Source organism: Rudaea sp., from assembly GCF_047601565.1.
In the GTDB taxonomy this organism is placed as follows: domain Bacteria; phylum Pseudomonadota; class Gammaproteobacteria; order Xanthomonadales; family Rhodanobacteraceae; genus Rudaea.
Map to the genome: position 1 here is coordinate 3,537,538 of NZ_JASGIY010000001.1, position 16,480 is coordinate 3,554,017.

The window sequence follows — 16,480 nt, forward strand, 5'->3', positions numbered from 1 at the left end:
CCGCACTCGTCAGACGAGCATGCTCCACGACCGCAGTTCGCCGTCGATGTGCGCCGCGATCGCCGCGCGCATCAGCCGTCGCAACGAAGGAAGATGCTCGCTCGCCGGCATCTCGTCGCGCGCAAGCGCGAGCAGCGCGGCGCCGCGCACGCGCACGCCGTCGCGCGCATCGCGCCACGGCACGGGGCCGTGTTCGTGGCGATAGGCATAATCGCGCTCGGCATCCAGCGGCGCGCCGTCGTCGCCGTCGACGTCGAGCACGAGCGCATAGCCGAGATGGGCGAGCAGGTCGCGCTCGAAGCGGCGCAGCGTCCACGTCTGCGTCTCGCCGCGCGCCAGCCGGACGAGGGTTTCGGCATAGTCGTCGAACAGGTGCGGATGCGGATCCAGGCGCGGCGTCATGCGCAACACCAGCTCATTCAGGTAAAGCGCACAGAGCAGCGCGTCGCCGGCCAATCCGATTCCGGGCGCCGTGGCTTCCACTTGCGTCAACGTCGCCAACTCGCCGCGTCCGCTCCAGCCGAGGCGGATCGGCAGCAACGGCTGCAGCAACGCGCGTGGCGTGCGCCCGCGTTCGCGACGCACGCCGCGCGCGACGAGGCCGACGCGGCCATGATCGCGCGTCAGGCATTCGAGCAGCAGCGAGGTTTCGCGGTAGGCGCGCGCGTGCAGGACGAAGGCAGGCTGTTGCTCGATGCGCATTGTGCGGGAATGGGGAATCGGGAATCGTCAAGAATGGAGAACAATTTTCTTCCCTTCTCCCACCGGGAGAAGCCGCGTCACTAAAGCGCCGGATGAGGGAAAAGCCTCACACGACCCAACAGTGTCGGAAACTGTCGCGTCTTCCCCTCATCCGCCCTTCGGGCACCTTCTCCCGAAGGGAGAAGGAAGGCAACAGCCTATTCGCCATAGCCGAAGCGCTGCAGGGCAGCCTCGTCGTCCGACCAGTTCTCGCGCACCTTGACCCAAAGCTTGAGATGCACGCGGCGCCCGAACAGGCGGTTCATGGCCAAGCGCGCGGCGCTGCCGATCGCCTTCAATTGCTCGCCGCCCTTGCCGATCACGATCGCCTTCTGGCCTTCGCGCTCGACCCAGATCACGGCATGGATTTCGCTCATGCCGTTTTCGTTGTCGGCGAAGCTTTCGATCTCGACGGTCGCCGCGTACGGCAGCTCCTGCCCGAGCCGGAGCATCAATTGCTCGCGGATCAGTTCGGCGGCGAGGAAGCGTTCGCTGCGGTCGGTGAACTCGTCCTCGCCGAATTGCGCCGGCCCCGGCGGCAGGTGCTCGATGATCGCGTGTTCGAGCGCATCGATGCCGTCGCTCCGCCGCGCGGAAATCACCAGCACCGCGGCGTAGAAACCGTCGCCGCCGACTTTCTGCAGGAAGGGCAAAAGCTGCTTTTTATCCTTTCGTACATCGACCTTGTTGAGTGCGAGCAGGCGCGGCCGCGGCGAGTCCGTCAGCACGTTGCGCACGAGCTGATCCTCGTCGGTCCAGCGCCCCGCCTCGATCAGGTGCACGCAGACGTCGGCCTCGGCAACCGCGCTGCGCGCGGCGCGGTTGAGCTGGCGGTTGATCGCGCGCGCACCGCCCGCGTGCAGGCCCGGTGTGTCGAGCAGCAGGATCTGGCCGGCGGGTCGGGTGACGATGCCGAGAATGCGATGACGCGTCGTCTGCGGCTTGGGCCCGATGATCGAAAGCCGCACGCCGACCAGCGCATTGACGAGAGTCGATTTACCCACATTGGGCCGGCCGACGATCGCCGCCGTACCGCAGCGGTGCACGTCGTTTTCCATGGTGATTTCGGCCATGTTTCAGTCCGGCTGCAGCAGAGCAAGCGCCGCGCCGGCCGCCGCCTGTTCGGCGGCGCGGCGGCTGCTGCCGCGACCGGCGGCGCGCACGGCGTACGAGTCGATGCGGCATTCGACGTCGAACACGCGCGCATGGTCGGCACCACTCGTCGCCACGAGTTCATACGCCGGCAACGGCTCGCCGCGCGATTGCAGCCACTCCTGCAGGCGCGTCTTCGCGTCCTTGTCGTCCATTGTCGCCGCGGCCTCGATGCGCGGCGCAACGAGCGCGCGCACGAATCCGCGGCACACGGCCCAACCGCCGTCGAGGTAGACCGCGCCGACGATCGCCTCGAACGCGTCGGCGAGAATCGAGTCACGACGGAATCCGCCGCTTTTCAGCTCTCCGGGTCCGAGGTGCAGCGCGTCGCCTAGATCGAGTCCGCGAGCGATAGCCGCGAGCGCAGGCTCGCTGACGAGGCGTGCGCGCAGGCGCGTCAGCTCGCCTTCGGCCGCCTTGGGGAATTCCTCGAACAGAAGTTCGGCGACGACGGCGTTGACCAGCGCGTCGCCGAAGAATTCGAGCCGCTCGTTATTGTCCGCGCCGGCGCTGCGGTGGGTCAGCGCGCGCTCGCGCAGCGCGGCGTCGGTGAAGCGGTAGGCGATGCGGGTCAACGGCGGGCGGCCCTAGTATCCCGTGTTCGGGCCGCCCAGACTTTCCTCGTGCCCGAAATGCACTAGCAGGGAAACGTTGTACAGGAACGGAATCTGCTTGTCGTACACGACCTGCAGGATGCGCGCGCCGCCCTGGGTGTTGAGCTTGATCGCGTTCGGCGGAACCGTGTTGTCGCCGACGTACTGCAGGTTCATGTTGAAACCGAGCTTGCTGCGGATCTGCTCGATCGGCATGTTGGCTGCGCCCGCGTCCTCGGCGAGCGCCTTCATCGCCTTGACCACGCCGAAATACTCGGTATACGCCGGAATCAGCAGCATCGCCGCATAGGCGAAGAAGCCGACCACGGCCAGGACGATGAGGAACCCGATGATGCTGAGACCTTGTTGCCGGTTGCGCACTCGCATGATTCGCCCCCAATTGAGGAAAACGTAGCGGCTACTTTATCAGCGTCCCGAGCCGCTTGAAATCGATGCCGCCGTCCCAGTTCATCCAGATCACGAAGGCGCGGCCGACCAGATTCTGTTCGGGCACGAAGCCCCAGTAGCGGCTGTCCTCACTGCAGTCGCGGTCGTCGCCCATCGCGAAATACTGGCCAACCGGAACGACATAAGTGCCCTCGGCGCCGTTCTGATTCGGCATGTGCAGGATGCGGTGGTCCGCCGCGGCAAGCGCCTCCTCGCGGATATCGGCCCCGGCGAGATTGCAGGTGTGCGGATCCTGGCTGAAAGGGCCGCCGAACGGGCCGACATCGGTCTGCGGCACTTCCCTGTCGTTGACGTAGAGCGTCTTGTTGCGATACGTGATCGTGTCGCCCGGCAGGCCGATCACGCGCTTGATGTAGTTCATCTTCTGCACGGGCGTGTTGCCGTACGAGCCGCAGGAGCGCTGCATGCGCACTTCCTTGCCGTCGACCACGCACTTGAAGCCCGGGTAGACGAAGACGAACACGTCGCCGCGCTTGGGCGAGCCGGTCTCGATGATCTTGGTGTTGAGCACCGGCAGGCGGAGGCCGTAGGCGAACTTGTTGACGAGAATGAAATCGCCGATCTGCAGCGTCGGGATCATCGAACCGGACGGAATCTTGAACGGCTCGGCGATGAACGAACGGAACAGCAGCACGATCAGGATCACCGGGAAGAACGAGCGCGCGTATTCGACAATCGCCGGCTCGCGCAAGGCTTCCGCGTTGCGATGCGAGCGTTCCTCGGGCGTGCCGCCGACCTTGTCCAATGCTTGCGCGCGCGCTGCGCGGCCCTTGTACAGGAACAGCCGGTCGAACAGCCAGGTCACGCCGGTGACGGCGGTGAGGATGACCAGCAGCAATGCGAAATCGAAATCCATCGTTGTTCCCTGCGAAAACTCTTCTTTAGCATCCGGCATCCCGGCCTTCGCCGGAATGACGAGAAAAACCTACTTGTCCATCTGCAACACCGCCAGAAACGCTTCCTGCGGAATGTCGACGCTGCCAACCTGCTTCATGCGCTTCTTGCCTTCCTTCTGCTTCTCGAGCAGCTTGCGCTTGCGCGTGGCGTCGCCGCCGTAGCACTTGGCGAGCACGTTCTTGCGCAGCGCCTTGACGCTCGAACGCGCGATGATCTGCGCGCCGATCGCCGCCTGGATCGCGACGTCGAACTGTTGGCGCGGAATCAGCTCCTTCATCTTCTCGACCAGTTCGCGGCCGCGGCGGTCGGCGTTCGAGCGGTGCAGGATCAGGCTCAGCGCATCGACGCGGTCGCCGTTGACGAGCACGTCGACGCGCACGAGCGGCGCGGCCTGAAAGCGTTCGAGATGGTATTCCATCGAGGCGTAGCCGCGCGACACCGACTTGAGCTTGTCGAAGAAATCGAGCACGACCTCGGCCAATGGCAACTCGTAGCTGATCTGCACCTGGCTCGCCATGTAATGGATCGAGCGCTGCACGCCGCGCTTTTCCTCGCACAGCTTGATGACGTTGCCGATATAGTCGGGCGGCGTGAGGATGTTGGCGACGATGATCGGCTCGCGGATTTCCTCGATGTAGTTCACCGCCGGCATCTTGGCCGGGTTGTCGAGCGGCTCGACCCTGCCGTCGGTGCGCAGGATTTCGTAGATCACGGTCGGCGCGGTCGTGATCAGGTCGAGGTCGTATTCGCGCTCGAGCCGCTCCTGGATGATTTCCATGTGCAACAGGCCGAGGAAGCCGCAGCGGAAGCCGAATCCCATCGCCTCGGACGATTCCGGCTCGAACACGAGCGCGGCGTCGTTGAGCTTGAGTTTCTCCAGCGCTTCGCGCAGCGCCGGATAGTCGTCGGCCGAGACCGGAAACAGGCCGGCGAACACGCGCGGCTGCATCTGCTGGAAGCCCGGCAGCGGTTTCTCGGCCGGCTTGCCCGCGAGCGTCAGCGTGTCGCCGACCGGTGCGCCGTGCACGTCCTTGATCGACGCGGTGACCCAGCCGACCTCGCCCGCGCGCAGCGCGTCCTTGACCAAGCGTTTCGGCGTGAACACGCCGACCTGATCGACTTCGTGCGTGCGCCCGGTCGACATCACGAGCAGCTTGTCGCGCGGCTTGATCTCGCCCTGCATCACGCGCACCAGCGAGACGACGCCGAGGTAGTTGTCGAACCACGAATCGATGATCAGCGCCTGCAGGCGGTCGGTGGCGCGCGGCTTCGGCGGCGGAATGCGCGCGACGATGGCCTCGAGCACGTCGACGACGTTGAGGCCGGTCTTCGCGCTGATCGCGACCGCGTCGGTCGCGTCGATGCCGATCACGGCCTCGATTTCTTCTTTCACTTTTTCGACGTCGGCGGTCGGCAGGTCGATCTTGTTGAGCACGGGCACGACTTCGAGGCCGAGCTCGACCGCGGTGTAGCAGTTCGCGACCGACTGCGCCTCGACGCCCTGCGCCGCGTCGACCACGAGCAACGCGCCCTCGCAGGCCGACAGCGAACGGCTGACTTCGTAGCTGAAGTCGACATGGCCCGGCGTGTCGATGAAGTTGAACTGGTAGGTCTTGCCGTCGCGCGCCGTGTACGGCAGCGAGACGGACTGCGCCTTGATCGTGATGCCGCGCTCGCGCTCGATCGGGTTCGAGTCGAGCACCTGCGCTTCCATCTCGCGCTCGGCCAAACCGCCGCAGATCTGGATGATGCGGTCGGCCAGCGTCGACTTGCCGTGGTCGACGTGGGCGATGATGGAGAAGTTGCGGATGAGTTCCATGCGATGTCGATAAACAAACCGGCGCGAGGCGCGCCGGCAAAACGGGGATTATCGCATGAATCGAAAGGAAATTCGGCTGTCTGGAAAGCAAAAAGGCCCGCCAAGCGGCGGGCCTTCATCGCCGCCGTTGAGCTGCCAAAGGCAGCTCAACGGCGGCAGTTGGTCTGGCGCGACCGCGCCGGACTAACCCTTCTTCGGCACCGTCAACGTCACGAACTGCGCATCGTCGCCGCGCTTGACCAGCAGCATGACCGAGTCGCCGGGCTTCAGGTCCTTCGCCGCGCTCTGGAACTCGGCGGCGTTCTTGACGTAGCTGCGCCCAACCTTGAGCACGACATCGCCACGCTGCAGGCTGCTGCGCTGCGCGATCGGGCCGGCCTGCGAAATCAACACGCCGTTCTGATCCTTGAGACCGAGCGCCTTGCGATCCTCGGCCGAGATATTCTCGACCGTGATGCCGAGCGGATTGCTGTTCGGCTTCGCCGGACCGCCGAGGCTGGCGAGCTTGCCGCCTTTGTCCGCCGGCAGTTCGCCGACCGTAACCGGCAGGTCGATCGTCTTGCCATCGCGGAACACTTTCAGATTGGCCGTCGTACCGGGCTTGGTGTTGCCGACGAGCAGCGGCAGGTCGGAAGACTGATCGATCGGCTTGCCGTCGTAAGCGACGATGACGTCGCCCGGCTGGACACCCGCTTTCTCGGCGCCGCCGCCGGAGGTGACATCGTTGACCAGCGCACCGCCGACCTGGCTCAAACCGAGCGCCTTGGCGTCGTCGCGGCCGATGCTGCGGACCTGCACGCCGATCATGCCGCGGCTGACCTTGCCCGTGGTCTTGAGCTGCTCGACCGTGTTCATCGCCATGTTGATCGGCACGGCGAACGAGACGCCCATGTAGCCGCCCGAGTTCGAGTAGATCTGCGAATTGATGCCGACCACCTGGCCGTCGAGGTTGAACAGCGGGCCGCCCGAGTTGCCCGGATTGATCGGCACGTCGGTCTGGATGAACGGCACGTACTGTTCCGAACCGCGGCCGCCGCGGCCGACGTAGCTGACCACGCCATGCGTGACGGTGTGATCCATCGCGAACGGCGAACCGATTGCGACCACCCACTGGCCGGGCTTGAGCTTGGACGAATCGCCGATGTTCACCGCCGGCAGGCCGGTCGCGTTGACCTTCAACAACGCAACGTCGGAGGTCTTGTCCGTGCCCACCACCTTCGCATCGAGTTCGCGGCGGTCGGTGAGGCGCACGATCACCTTTTCCGCGCCTTCGACCACATGATTGTTGGTCAGCACGTAGCCGTCGCCGGAAATGATGAAGCCCGAGCCGAGCGATTCGCCGCCCCCCTGCGGATGCCCGCCGTGCGGACCGTTCGGCCCGAAGAAGCGGCGCAGGAAATCCTGCATGCCGGGCGGCACGTTCTGCGGGCCGCCGTCGTCGTCCTGATCGTCGGCGTCGTCGCTCTGCGCGGCGTTGCCGTCGCCCTTCATGGCCATGACGTTGACCACCGAGGGCCCGTTCTTTTCGACGAGCTGGGTGAAATCGGGCAGATCGGCATGCGCCGCGGCCGCAAGGGCGAACAGCGCGGCGAACGCGCCGATTTTGTATACCTTGATCATATATATACCTTTATACAATTTCCTGGGATACGGGAAACGCTATGGAACGAACGAGGGTTTGGAACGGAAGACGCCCGCCCGGGTTCCGGCCGGACGGGCGTCGCGCACGCAGCGGGTCAGCCCGCGTTAAGACGGGCGCGCTCAACGCTGCGCGGGAACGGTGGGATCCTGCACCGGCAGACGCAGCAGGTAAGGCGAACGTCCGGTTTCGATGCGATTCGGCAGCGGCTCGACACCGCCCGGCAGGTAGTAGCTCGGCAGCACCTGCTCGAAACTGGCCGGGCGCATCGCATCGGAGCCGAATACGGGCGAATTCGTGCCGGGCAACGGTCGCGCCAGTGGCAGGTATGGCTGCGACGACGGGCGCAGCACCGAGGTCTGTTCTGCCAGCGCGACGGCCGGCGCGGCGGCCTCGTTCACCGGCCGCGTCACGGTCAGCGCGACCACGGCGACCGCCGCGGCGATCGCGCCGCCGCCGATCCAGCGCAGCGCGCCGATGCCGATGCGCCGCGACGGGACCGGAACCGCGACGGAAGTCCCGCCGTCGAGCCGTCCGATCACGCTATGGGCGAAATCCGCCGGCAAGGCGACGGCCACGTATTCGCGCCGGAGGCTCGCGCCGATGATCTGGTAGCTAGACCAGCGTCGGGCGAGGCTGGTCTGCGCCTCGACGCCGCGCAGCAGGAAGCGCACCTGGTCGCGCGCGAGCTCGCCGTCCATCAGCGCGGACAACTGTTCGCCGAGCGAATCGGCAATGGCCTGGTTCGGATTCATGGATTGGAAAAACGGTTGTTCACTCATTGTCGGTATCTGGATCCTGATCCTGCCCCAGCAACGGACGCAGCTTCTGGTCGATCGCATCGCGCGCGCGGAAGATGCGCGAGCGGACCGTGCCGATCGGGCAACCCATGCGTTCGGCGATTTCCTCGTAGCTCAAACCGTCCACCTCGCGCAACGTGATTGCCGTCTTCAATTCTTCCGGCAACTGTTCGACCGTATCGAAGACCGTTTGTTCAATTTCCTGACGCAAAAGTTCGTGCTCGGGCGTGGCGCGGTCCTTGAGCCAGGCGCCGCCGTCGAGCAGCATGGCGTCCTCGACCGCGATATCGTCCTTCGGCGGCCGCCGCCCCTGCGAGACCAGATAGTTCTTGGCCGTGTTGATCGCGATCTTGTAGATCCACGTGTAGAACTGCGCGTCGCCGCGGAAGTTCCCGATCGCGCGATACGCGCGGATGAAGGCTTCCTGGGCCACGTCCTGGCATTCGCTCCAGTCGGAGACATAGCGCGAGATCACGCTCACGATCTTGTGCTGGTACTTGCGTATCAGCAGGTCGAAAGCGCGCTTGTCTCCTTTCTGTACACGTTCGACCAGCTCGCGGTCGGTGTCCGCCTCACCCATCCGGGCCATACTCCGTTTGTATTCGACCCGATCGAGCATGACGTTGCTAGACCGGGATTCGCGATGAAAGTTCCGCCTCGCCGTCGATGTGCATCGCACGCCGATTGACCCCAGAGCCGGCTAGCGTCGATTATAACCGTCTTCCCCGATACGACCCGGAACCGTCATGTTCGAAGGCCTGCGCTTCGCCCACTGGAAAACCGACCTCGGCGCCGACGGCATCCTCGTGCTGACCTTCGACCACGCCGACGCCAAGGTCAACACGTTCGACCGCGCGGCGATGGACGAACTCGGCCAGATCGCCGAGCGTCTGTCGTTCGAGCCACCGAAGGGCCTGGTGATCCGCTCGGGCAAGCCCGACAGCTTCATCGCCGGCGCCGACATCACCGAATTCGAGCAATACGAAAAGGAAGGTCGCGTGCTCGCCAGCATCGAAAACGGCCAGCGCGTGTTCCAGAGCATCGCGCGCCTGCGCTGCCCGACCGTCGCCGCGATCCACGGCGCCTGCATGGGCGGCGGTTTCGAACTGGCGCTGGCCTGCCGCCACCGCGTCGCCTCGCGCGATGCGAAGACGCGTCTCGCCTTCCCCGAGGTTCTGCTCGGCATCATCCCCGGCTGGGGCGGCACGGCGCGGCTGCCGCGCCTGATCGGCGCGCCCGAGGCGCTGCCGGTCATGCTGACCGGCAAGTCGCTGTCGGCCGAAGCGGCTAAATCGCTCGGCGTGGTCGACCGGCTCACCTCGCCCGAACTGCTCGTCGCCGAGGCGAAGGAGCTGATCGCGCATCCGCGCCCGCGCCCATTCGCGCAGCGCGCGACCGCGTGGGCGACGAATCTCTGGCCCGTGCGGCAGAATCCTCGCGCCGATCGTCGCCAAGCAGACCGCAGCCAAGGCGAATCCGTCGCACTATCCCGCGCCGTTTGCGCTGATCGAGGTGTGGCGGCGCGGCGGTTCGAGCATCGCGCAGCGCCTCAAACTCGAAGCGCGCGCGGTCGCCAAGCTCGCGACGTCGCCGACCTGCCACAATCTCGTGCGCGTCTACTTCCTGCAGGAACGGCTGAAGAAGCTCGGCAGCGGCGATTCCGGCGTCCAGCGCGTGCACGTCGTCGGCGCCGGCGTCATGGGCGGCGACATCGCTGCGTGGTGCGCGCTGCGTGGCTTCGAGGTCACGCTGCAGGACCGCGAGATGAAATACGTCCAGCCCGCGATCGACCGCGCGCAGGACCTCTTCGCCAAGCGCCTGAAAACGCCCGAGGCGATCGCGCCGGCGACGGCGCGGCTCAAGGCCGACGTCGAAGGCTCGGGCATCGCGAACGCCGACCTCGTCATCGAGGCGATCTTCGAGAACCTCGACGCCAAGGAAGATCTGTACCGCAAGACCGAGCCGGCGATGAAGGCCGACGCGCTGCTCGCGACCAACACCTCGAGCATCCCGCTCGACGAACTGCGCCAGGCAGTCAGCGCGCAGGGCCGCTTCCTCGGCCTGCACTACTTCAACCCGGTCGCGCAGATGCCGCTGGTCGAGATCGTGCGCCAGAATCATCTCGATGCGGCGAACGAGGCGCGCGCGTTCGCGTTCTGCAAGAAGATCGACAAGCTGCCGGTACCGGTCAAGGGCACGCCGGGTTTTCTCGTCAACCGCATACTTTTTCCGTATCTGCTCGAAGCGCTGCGCATGTTCAAGGAAGGCGTGCCGGGTCCGGTACTCGACAAGGCGGCAAAGAAATTCGGCATGCCGATGGGGCCGATCGAGCTGGCCGACACGGTCGGCCTCGACGTCTGCGTCTCGGTCGGCAAGGAAGTCGGCGAATTCCTCCACCTCGACATCCCCGACAGCCTCGACGCCTATCTCGCCGCGGGCAAGAAAGGCAAGAAAACCGGCGAAGGCCTGTACAAGTGGGAGAACGGCAAGCCGGTCAAACCCGAGGTCGATCCGAAATACGTAGCGCCCGACGACATCACCGACCGCATGATCCTGCCGCTGCTCAACGAATCGGTCGCTTGTCTGCACGACGGCGTCACCGACGATGCCGACCTGCTCGACGCGGGCGTCATCTTCGGCACTGGCTTCGCCCCGTTCCGCGGCGGCCCGATCGAGCACATCAAGAGCGAAGGCGCCGACAAGCTCAAGGCGCAACTCGACGCGCTCGCGGCGAAGTACGGCGCGCGCTTCGCGCCGAAGGCGGGCTGGGACGATCCGGCGCTGCGCAATACCTGACATTTCGTGCACCCTTCCGCGCTCCTTATCGATCTGGACGGCGTCATTCGCTTCTGGAGCAACGACGACTCGCACATCGAGGCAGCATGCGACCTGCCTCCTGGTGCGATACGGCGCATTGCGTTCGCGCCGGAGTTTCTGTTGCCTGCCGTCTGCGGCGTTATCCCGGATGAAGTGTGGCGGGCAAACATACTGACGGAACTCCGCCGCTTGCACCCAGCGTCGAATGTCGACGAAGCGGTGGCGAAGTGGTCGGCTTCGCACGGCGAAACAAATCGCGAAGTGCTCGATGTCATCGCACAATGCCGACCCGATTTGCGCGTGATCCTGGCGACGAATGCGACATCGCGCCTTCCTGCTGATTTGCGAGCACTCAGGCTTGATGACCGCTTCCACGCGGTCGCCAACTCAAGCGAGTTTCGGGTCATGAAGCCGCAGGCGGAGTTCTACGCCAGTGCGTTGAAGCTAGCCGCTGTGGAGCCGGGCGAAGCACTGTACGTGGACGACTCGCTGCCCAACATCGACGCGGCCGCACAGCTCGGCATCCGCAGTCATCACTTTGCCGATCCTGTCGGTCTGCTGCGGTTTCTTCGGCAATCCGGCGCAATGCGCGAGCAAGCGCCCTGACTTCGCGCATCGACTCCCACGGATGCGGTAGCATGCGCGGCCGATGAACGCCGACCTTCACGAAAAACCGCCGTTGCTCGAAGCGCGCGAGCTCGCCTATGCGCGCAACGAAGAGCCGATCTTCGGGCCGCTCGACTTTTCCCTCGCCGCGGGCGAAGTCGTGCTCATCGAGGGCGACAACGGCAGCGGCAAGACGACGTTGCTCAAGGTGCTGTCGGGCCTGCTCGAACCGACTGCGGGCGAGGTGCTGCTCAATGGCGTGCACCTGACCCTCGCGCGGCTCTCGCACCAAGTTGCGCTGCTCGGCCATCTGCCCGGCATGAAGCTCGAATTGACCGCGCTGCAGAACCTGCGTTTCGCGGTCGGCCTCGGCGGCATCCGGCCCGGCATCACGCCATCGATCGCTCTAGCCGGCGTCGGCCTCGCCGGCTACGAGGACCAGCCTTTGCGCCTGCTTTCGGCGGGACAGAAGAAGCGCGTCGCGCTCGCGCGTCTGCTGCTCGTGCCGGCGGCACTGTGGCTGCTCGACGAGCCTTACGCGAACCTCGATCGCGAAGGCATCGAACTCGTGAATCGTTTGCTCACGACCCATGCGCAGCGCGGCGGCGCAGCGCTGATCACTTCGCATGGCGCGTATGCGTACACGTCGGGCACGCCGCGCCGGATCGCATTGCGCACGGCCACCACTGCCGGGGCGCAAACATGAAACCCGGCACCACTTCCGCCGCCTGCGCCGCCCTGCTCAGGCGCGACCTCGCCCTGACCTGGCGCCGGCGCGGCGATGCGCTCAATCCGCTGCTGTTCGCGGTCATCGTCGTCGCCTTGTTTCCGTTCGCGCTCGGCCCCGAGGCGCAGGTGCTCGAACGCATCGCCGCGGGCACGGTGTTCGTCGCGGTGCTGCTCGCCGCGCTGCTCTCGCTCGACGGCTTGTTCCGCAGCGATCTCGACGACGGTTCGCTCGAACAACTCGTGCTCTCGCCGCATCCGCTGTCGCTGCTGCTCGCGTGCAAGATCGCGATCCACTGGCTGACCACGGCGCTGCCGCTGATCGTCGTCGCGCCGCTGCTGGCGATCTTCCTGCACCTGCCCGACAAGGTGCTGCCCGTGCTGCTCGCCGCGCTCGCGCTGGCGACGCCGCTGCTGAGCCTGATCGGTGCGATCTGCGTCGCGCTGACGGTCGCGCTGCGCCGTTCCGGTATGCTGCTGACGCTGCTCGTGCTGCCGCTGATCGTGCCGGTGCTGATCTTCGGCGCCGGCGCCTGCAATGCGGCGCAGGCCGGACTGCCCTACGGCGCACCGCTGCTGTGGCTGGCCGCGTGGCTCGCGCTCGCGCTCGTGCTCGCGCCGCTGGCGACGGCAGCGGCGCTGAAGATTTCGTTGACCTGATCGAACCATGTCCACCGCCATCGAGGAAATCCGCGTCGAAGATGATACGCTCGACCTGCGCGAGATCACGCAGCGCGCGCAGCCGCTCGTGCTGCGCGGCCTGTGCCGCGACTGGCCGCTGGTCGCGCTGGCAAAGCAGTCGGACACCGCCTTCGCGCAGGAACTTGCGCGCCACGACAACGGCACACCGGTCGACGTGCTGCTGCTCGCTCCCGAAGCGAACGGCGCGATCGGCTACGACGCGGCGCTGGACGGCTTCAATTACGAACACTTCCGCGTGTCGGTCACCGATGCGCTCAAACGCCTCGCCGCCTATGCCCGGGAGGAATCGTCGCCACGCGGGGTCGCCCTGCAAAGCGCGCCGCTGGCGCAATGCGTGCCCGGACTCGTCGCCACGCATCGCGTGCCATTTCTCGATGCCTCGGTGCAGCCGCGGCTCTGGCTTGGCAACCGCGTGACCACGCCCGCGCATTTCGACAGCACGCACAACATCGCCGTGGTCGCCTGCGGCCGGCGCCGCTTCACGCTGTTTCCACCCGACCAGGTCGGCAACCTCTACGTCGGCCCGCTCGATTCCGCTCCGACCGCGGCCGCGATCGGCATGGCGCCGCTCAACGCGGCGGACGACCCGCGCTGGCCACGCCTGCATACTGCCCTCGCCCATGCGCAAAGCGCGGAGTTGCGCCCGGGCGACGCGATCTACATCCCGCCGGTGTGGTGGCACCACGTCGCCTCGCTCGAACGGCTCAACGCGCTGGTCAATTTCTGGTGGCGCACGGACGGCGTCACCGAATCCGGCCTGCACGCACTGATGCACTGCCTGCTCGCGTACAAGTCGATGCCCGCTGCCGAACGCGCCGCGTGGAGAACGCTGCTCGACCACTACGTGTTCGGCAGCGAAGATCCGGTCACACACATCCCGCCCGGGCGGCGCGGCGTGCTCGGCCCACTCACGCCCGAACTCGTCGCGTGGTTGAAGCAATGGGCGCAACCGAGACCATGACAACCCTCGCCCGCGGCAGTGCGCCGCACATCGCAGCGGCGGCGCTCTGCTATGCTCACGCCCCGCTGGCGTCGGCGGCCCGCACGCCAGGCGCTCTGCGCGCCATTCCGGCCCATGCCGGAACGACGGCCTTCGAGAAGCCATGAATCCGCTCGTGCTCTGGTTCCACAAATGCAGCTCGCCGCCCTACTTCTACCGGCTTGCCGGGCGCTGTCTGCCGTGGCTGTATGCGATCGCGCTCGCCGCCGCCGCGGTCGGCCTCTATGGCGGTCTCGCGATCGCGCCGGCCGACTACCAGCAGGGCGATTCGTTCCGAATGATCTACGTGCACGTGCCTTGCGCATGGATGAGCCTGTTCGCCTACGCGTTCATGGCGGCGAACGCGTTCATCGCCCTGGTGTGGCGCATCAAGCTGTCGGAAACGCTGGCGATGGCGAGCGCGCCGGTCGGTGCGGCGTTCACGCTCATCACCCTGGTCACTGGCTCGCTCTGGGGCAAGCCGATGTGGGGCACGTGGTGGACCTGGGACGCGCGCCTGACCAGCGAACTCGTCTCTGCTGTTTCTCTACCTCGGCGTGATCGGCCTCCATCACGCGATCGAGGACGCGCGCCAGGCCGCGCGCGCGGCCGCCTTCCTCGTCCTGATCGGCATCGTCAACCTGCCGATCGTGCACTATTCGGTGGTGTGGTGGAACACGCTGCACCAGGGCACGACCGTGAGCCTGGTGGGGCAGTCCAAGATTTCGTCGAGCATGCTCTGGCCGTTGCTGACGATGGCCTTCGCCACGCACGTATACTTTTTCGCCAGCCTGCTCGCGCGTTCGCGTGCGGCACTGCTCGCGCTCGAATCGGGCAAGGAATGGGTGCGCGAGATCGCGCTCGCGCACCCCGCGCGGGAGGCCCGCGCGCATGGCTGAGTTCTTGCGCATGGGCGGCTATGGCGCCTACGTCTGGGCGGCCTACGCGGTGTTCGCCGTCGTGCTGCTCGCGGACGCGCTGGCGCCTCTTTGGCAACGCCGCGCCACGCTGCGCGCGCTCGCCGCGCGCCTGCGCCGCGAAACGAGGAGGCAATCCAGCCAATGACCCCCACCCGCAAACGACGCCTGATCGCGGTCGGCCTGATCCTGCTCGCCGTCGGCGTCGCCGCGGCGCTGACCGTGACCGCGCTGAGCCAGAACATGACCTATCTGTTTTCGCCGAGCGAAACGCTGGCCGGCAAGGCGCCGGCCGGCGCGAGCTTCAAGCTGGGCGGCGTCGTGCTCGAACATTCGATCCGGCGCGATCCGGAATCGCTCAAGGTCGATTTCGTCGTCACCGACCGCTTCAAGCAGGTGCCGGTCGAGTACACCGGCATCCTGCCCGACCTGTTCCGCGAGGGCCAGAGCGTGGTCGCGACCGGCGAGATGCAGGGCGACCGCTTCGTCGCACGCGAAGTGCTGGCCAAACACGACGAGAGCTACATGCCGAAGGAAGTCGCCGACGCGATCGCCAAAGCCAAGGCCGCGCATTCGGCTGAAACCAAGCAGTAATCTCTGTATCGTCATTCCAGAAAAAGCTGAAATGACGAGCATGGACTTCAGCGAAACCGATCCGTCGCGCCGACCAGCTCATGCGTGATACCCGGCTCGAACGCCGAATGGCCCGCGTCGCCGACGATGCGCAGGTCGGCCTCGGGCCAGGCGCGGTGCAGATCCCAGGCGCTGCGCATCGGGCAGACCACGTCGTAGCGACCCTGCACGATCACGGATGGTATCTTTTTCAACTTGTGCGCATTGTATAAAATCTGGTCGTCGCGCTCGAAGAAACCGCCGTGCACGAAATAGTGGCACTCGATTCGCGCGAACGCGAGCGCGAAGCGGTCCGCGCCGGTGGAATTCACGTAGTCGACGCTCGGCGCGAGATAGCTCGTCGAACCTTCCCAGATCGACCAGGCCTTGGCCGCTTCGAGCCGGATCCTCAGGTCGTCCGAGGTCAGCCTGCGATAGTAGGCACTCATCAGATCGTGGCGTTCTACCGGCGGAATCGGCGCGAGGAAATGCTCCCAGGCATCGGGGTAGAGCGCATCACAGCCGTGCTGGTAGAACCATTCGAGCTCCCAGCGACGCAGCATGAAGATGCCACGCAGCACCAGTTCGGTGACGCGCGCGGGGTGCGTCTGCGCATACGCCAGCGCGAGCGTCGAGCCCCACGAGCCGCCGAACACCTGCCAAGTGCCGATGCCGAGGTGCGCACGCAGCGTTTCGATGTCCTGCACGAGATCCCAGGTGGTGTTGTCGACCAACTCGGCATGCGGCGTCGAGCGCCCGCAGCCGCGCTGGTCGAACAGCACGATGCGGTAATGCTTCGGATCGAAGAAGCGGCGCGAACGCGCATTGCAACCGGCACCCGGTCCACCGTGCAGAAAGACGACCGGCTTGCCGTCCGGGTTGCCGCACTGCTCGTAGTAAATCGTGTGCAGCGACGACACCGGCAGCATGCCGCTCTCGTAGGGTTCGATTTCCGGGTACAGCGTACGCAGTTCCGACATTGGCTTGAGTTTCCCTGAACAGGCGGCAATTC

The 16,480-nt window shown here is 65.9% G+C and carries 16 protein-coding genes and 2 pseudogenes; 8 read left to right on the forward strand and 10 right to left on the reverse strand.

Annotated elements, in window-relative coordinates; translation table 11 throughout:
- Positions 1-9: 9 nt before the first annotated feature.
- The 9 genes from recO to rpoE all read right to left on the reverse strand — a co-directional run bounded on the left by recO (position 10) and on the right by rpoE (position 8,689).
- Complete coding sequence (recO, locus tag QM741_RS15745) at positions 10-702, reverse strand: DNA repair protein RecO (protein ID WP_415208595.1); 693 nt, start codon at positions 700-702, stop codon at positions 10-12.
- 197 nt (positions 703-899) lie between these two features.
- Positions 900-1,814 carry a GTPase Era gene (era, locus tag QM741_RS15750; protein ID WP_415208596.1) on the reverse strand — a complete coding sequence of 305 codons (915 nt, stop codon included), beginning with the start codon at positions 1,812-1,814 and terminating at the stop codon, positions 900-902.
- A gap of 3 nt (positions 1,815-1,817) precedes the next feature.
- Positions 1,818-2,468 carry a ribonuclease III gene (gene rnc / locus QM741_RS15755; RefSeq protein WP_415208597.1) on the reverse strand — a complete coding sequence of 217 codons (651 nt, stop codon included), beginning with the start codon at positions 2,466-2,468 and terminating at the stop codon, positions 1,818-1,820.
- A 12-nt stretch (positions 2,469-2,480) separates the two neighbouring features.
- On the reverse strand, positions 2,481-2,873 hold the full coding sequence (locus QM741_RS15760; protein ID WP_415208598.1) for a DUF4845 domain-containing protein: 393 nt from the start codon (positions 2,871-2,873) through the stop codon (positions 2,481-2,483).
- A 31-nt stretch (positions 2,874-2,904) separates the two neighbouring features.
- Positions 2,905-3,810, reverse strand: a complete 906-nt coding sequence (lepB, locus tag QM741_RS15765; protein ID WP_415208599.1) for a signal peptidase I — start codon at positions 3,808-3,810, stop codon at positions 2,905-2,907.
- 69 nt (positions 3,811-3,879) lie between these two features.
- On the reverse strand, positions 3,880-5,670 hold the full coding sequence (gene lepA / locus QM741_RS15770; protein WP_415208600.1) for a translation elongation factor 4: 1,791 nt from the start codon (positions 5,668-5,670) through the stop codon (positions 3,880-3,882).
- 183 nt (positions 5,671-5,853) lie between these two features.
- Positions 5,854-7,290: a Do family serine endopeptidase gene (locus tag QM741_RS15775; protein ID WP_415208601.1), complete on the reverse strand. Its 1,437-nt coding sequence runs from the start codon at positions 7,288-7,290 to the stop codon at positions 5,854-5,856.
- Between the two features lie 141 nt (positions 7,291-7,431).
- Positions 7,432-8,091, reverse strand: coding sequence for a sigma-E factor negative regulatory protein (locus QM741_RS15780; RefSeq protein ID WP_415208602.1), 660 nt, complete (start codon positions 8,089-8,091; stop codon positions 7,432-7,434).
- Entirely contained in the window at positions 8,084-8,689 is a 606-nt protein-coding gene (gene rpoE / locus QM741_RS15785) for an RNA polymerase sigma factor RpoE (protein ID WP_415209144.1), read from the reverse strand. Before rpoE ends, QM741_RS15780 begins: the two co-directional genes overlap by 8 nt.
- A gap of 166 nt (positions 8,690-8,855) precedes the next feature.
- Between rpoE and QM741_RS15790 the strand changes: the two are divergent.
- From QM741_RS15790 to ccmE, 8 genes and pseudogenes are all read left to right on the forward strand, one after another.
- A pseudogene (locus QM741_RS15790) lies at positions 8,856-10,905 on the forward strand (3-hydroxyacyl-CoA dehydrogenase NAD-binding domain-containing protein).
- 6 nt (positions 10,906-10,911) lie between these two features.
- The gene (locus tag QM741_RS15795; protein WP_415208603.1) at positions 10,912-11,532 is read left to right on the forward strand and encodes an HAD-IA family hydrolase; all 621 of its coding nucleotides are present in this window, start codon (positions 10,912-10,914) and stop codon (positions 11,530-11,532) included.
- 43 nt (positions 11,533-11,575) lie between these two features.
- Positions 11,576-12,238 (forward strand): heme ABC exporter ATP-binding protein CcmA, encoded by a 663-nt coding sequence (gene ccmA, locus QM741_RS15800; protein ID WP_415208604.1) that lies wholly within the window; start codon positions 11,576-11,578, stop codon positions 12,236-12,238.
- The gene (gene ccmB, locus QM741_RS15805; RefSeq protein WP_415208605.1) at positions 12,235-12,918 is read left to right on the forward strand and encodes a heme exporter protein CcmB; all 684 of its coding nucleotides are present in this window, start codon (positions 12,235-12,237) and stop codon (positions 12,916-12,918) included. The genes ccmA and ccmB overlap by 4 nt, the downstream gene beginning before the upstream one ends.
- 7 nt (positions 12,919-12,925) lie before the next feature.
- Positions 12,926-13,921 carry a cupin-like domain-containing protein gene (locus QM741_RS15810; RefSeq protein WP_415208606.1) on the forward strand — a complete coding sequence of 332 codons (996 nt, stop codon included), beginning with the start codon at positions 12,926-12,928 and terminating at the stop codon, positions 13,919-13,921.
- 142 nt (positions 13,922-14,063) lie between these two features.
- A pseudogene (locus QM741_RS15815) lies at positions 14,064-14,838 on the forward strand (heme ABC transporter permease).
- Complete coding sequence (gene ccmD / locus QM741_RS15820) at positions 14,831-15,004, forward strand: heme exporter protein CcmD (protein WP_415208607.1); 174 nt, start codon at positions 14,831-14,833, stop codon at positions 15,002-15,004. Before QM741_RS15815 ends, ccmD begins: the two are co-directional and overlap by 8 nt.
- The gene (gene ccmE, locus QM741_RS15825) at positions 15,001-15,450 is read left to right on the forward strand and encodes a cytochrome c maturation protein CcmE (RefSeq protein ID WP_415208608.1); all 450 of its coding nucleotides are present in this window, start codon (positions 15,001-15,003) and stop codon (positions 15,448-15,450) included. The genes ccmD and ccmE overlap by 4 nt, the downstream gene beginning before the upstream one ends.
- A gap of 47 nt (positions 15,451-15,497) precedes the next feature.
- Here the strand turns inward: ccmE and pip are convergent, their stop codons facing one another.
- The gene (pip, locus tag QM741_RS15830) at positions 15,498-16,448 is read right to left on the reverse strand and encodes a prolyl aminopeptidase (protein ID WP_415208609.1); all 951 of its coding nucleotides are present in this window, start codon (positions 16,446-16,448) and stop codon (positions 15,498-15,500) included.
- Positions 16,449-16,480 lie beyond the last annotated feature (32 nt).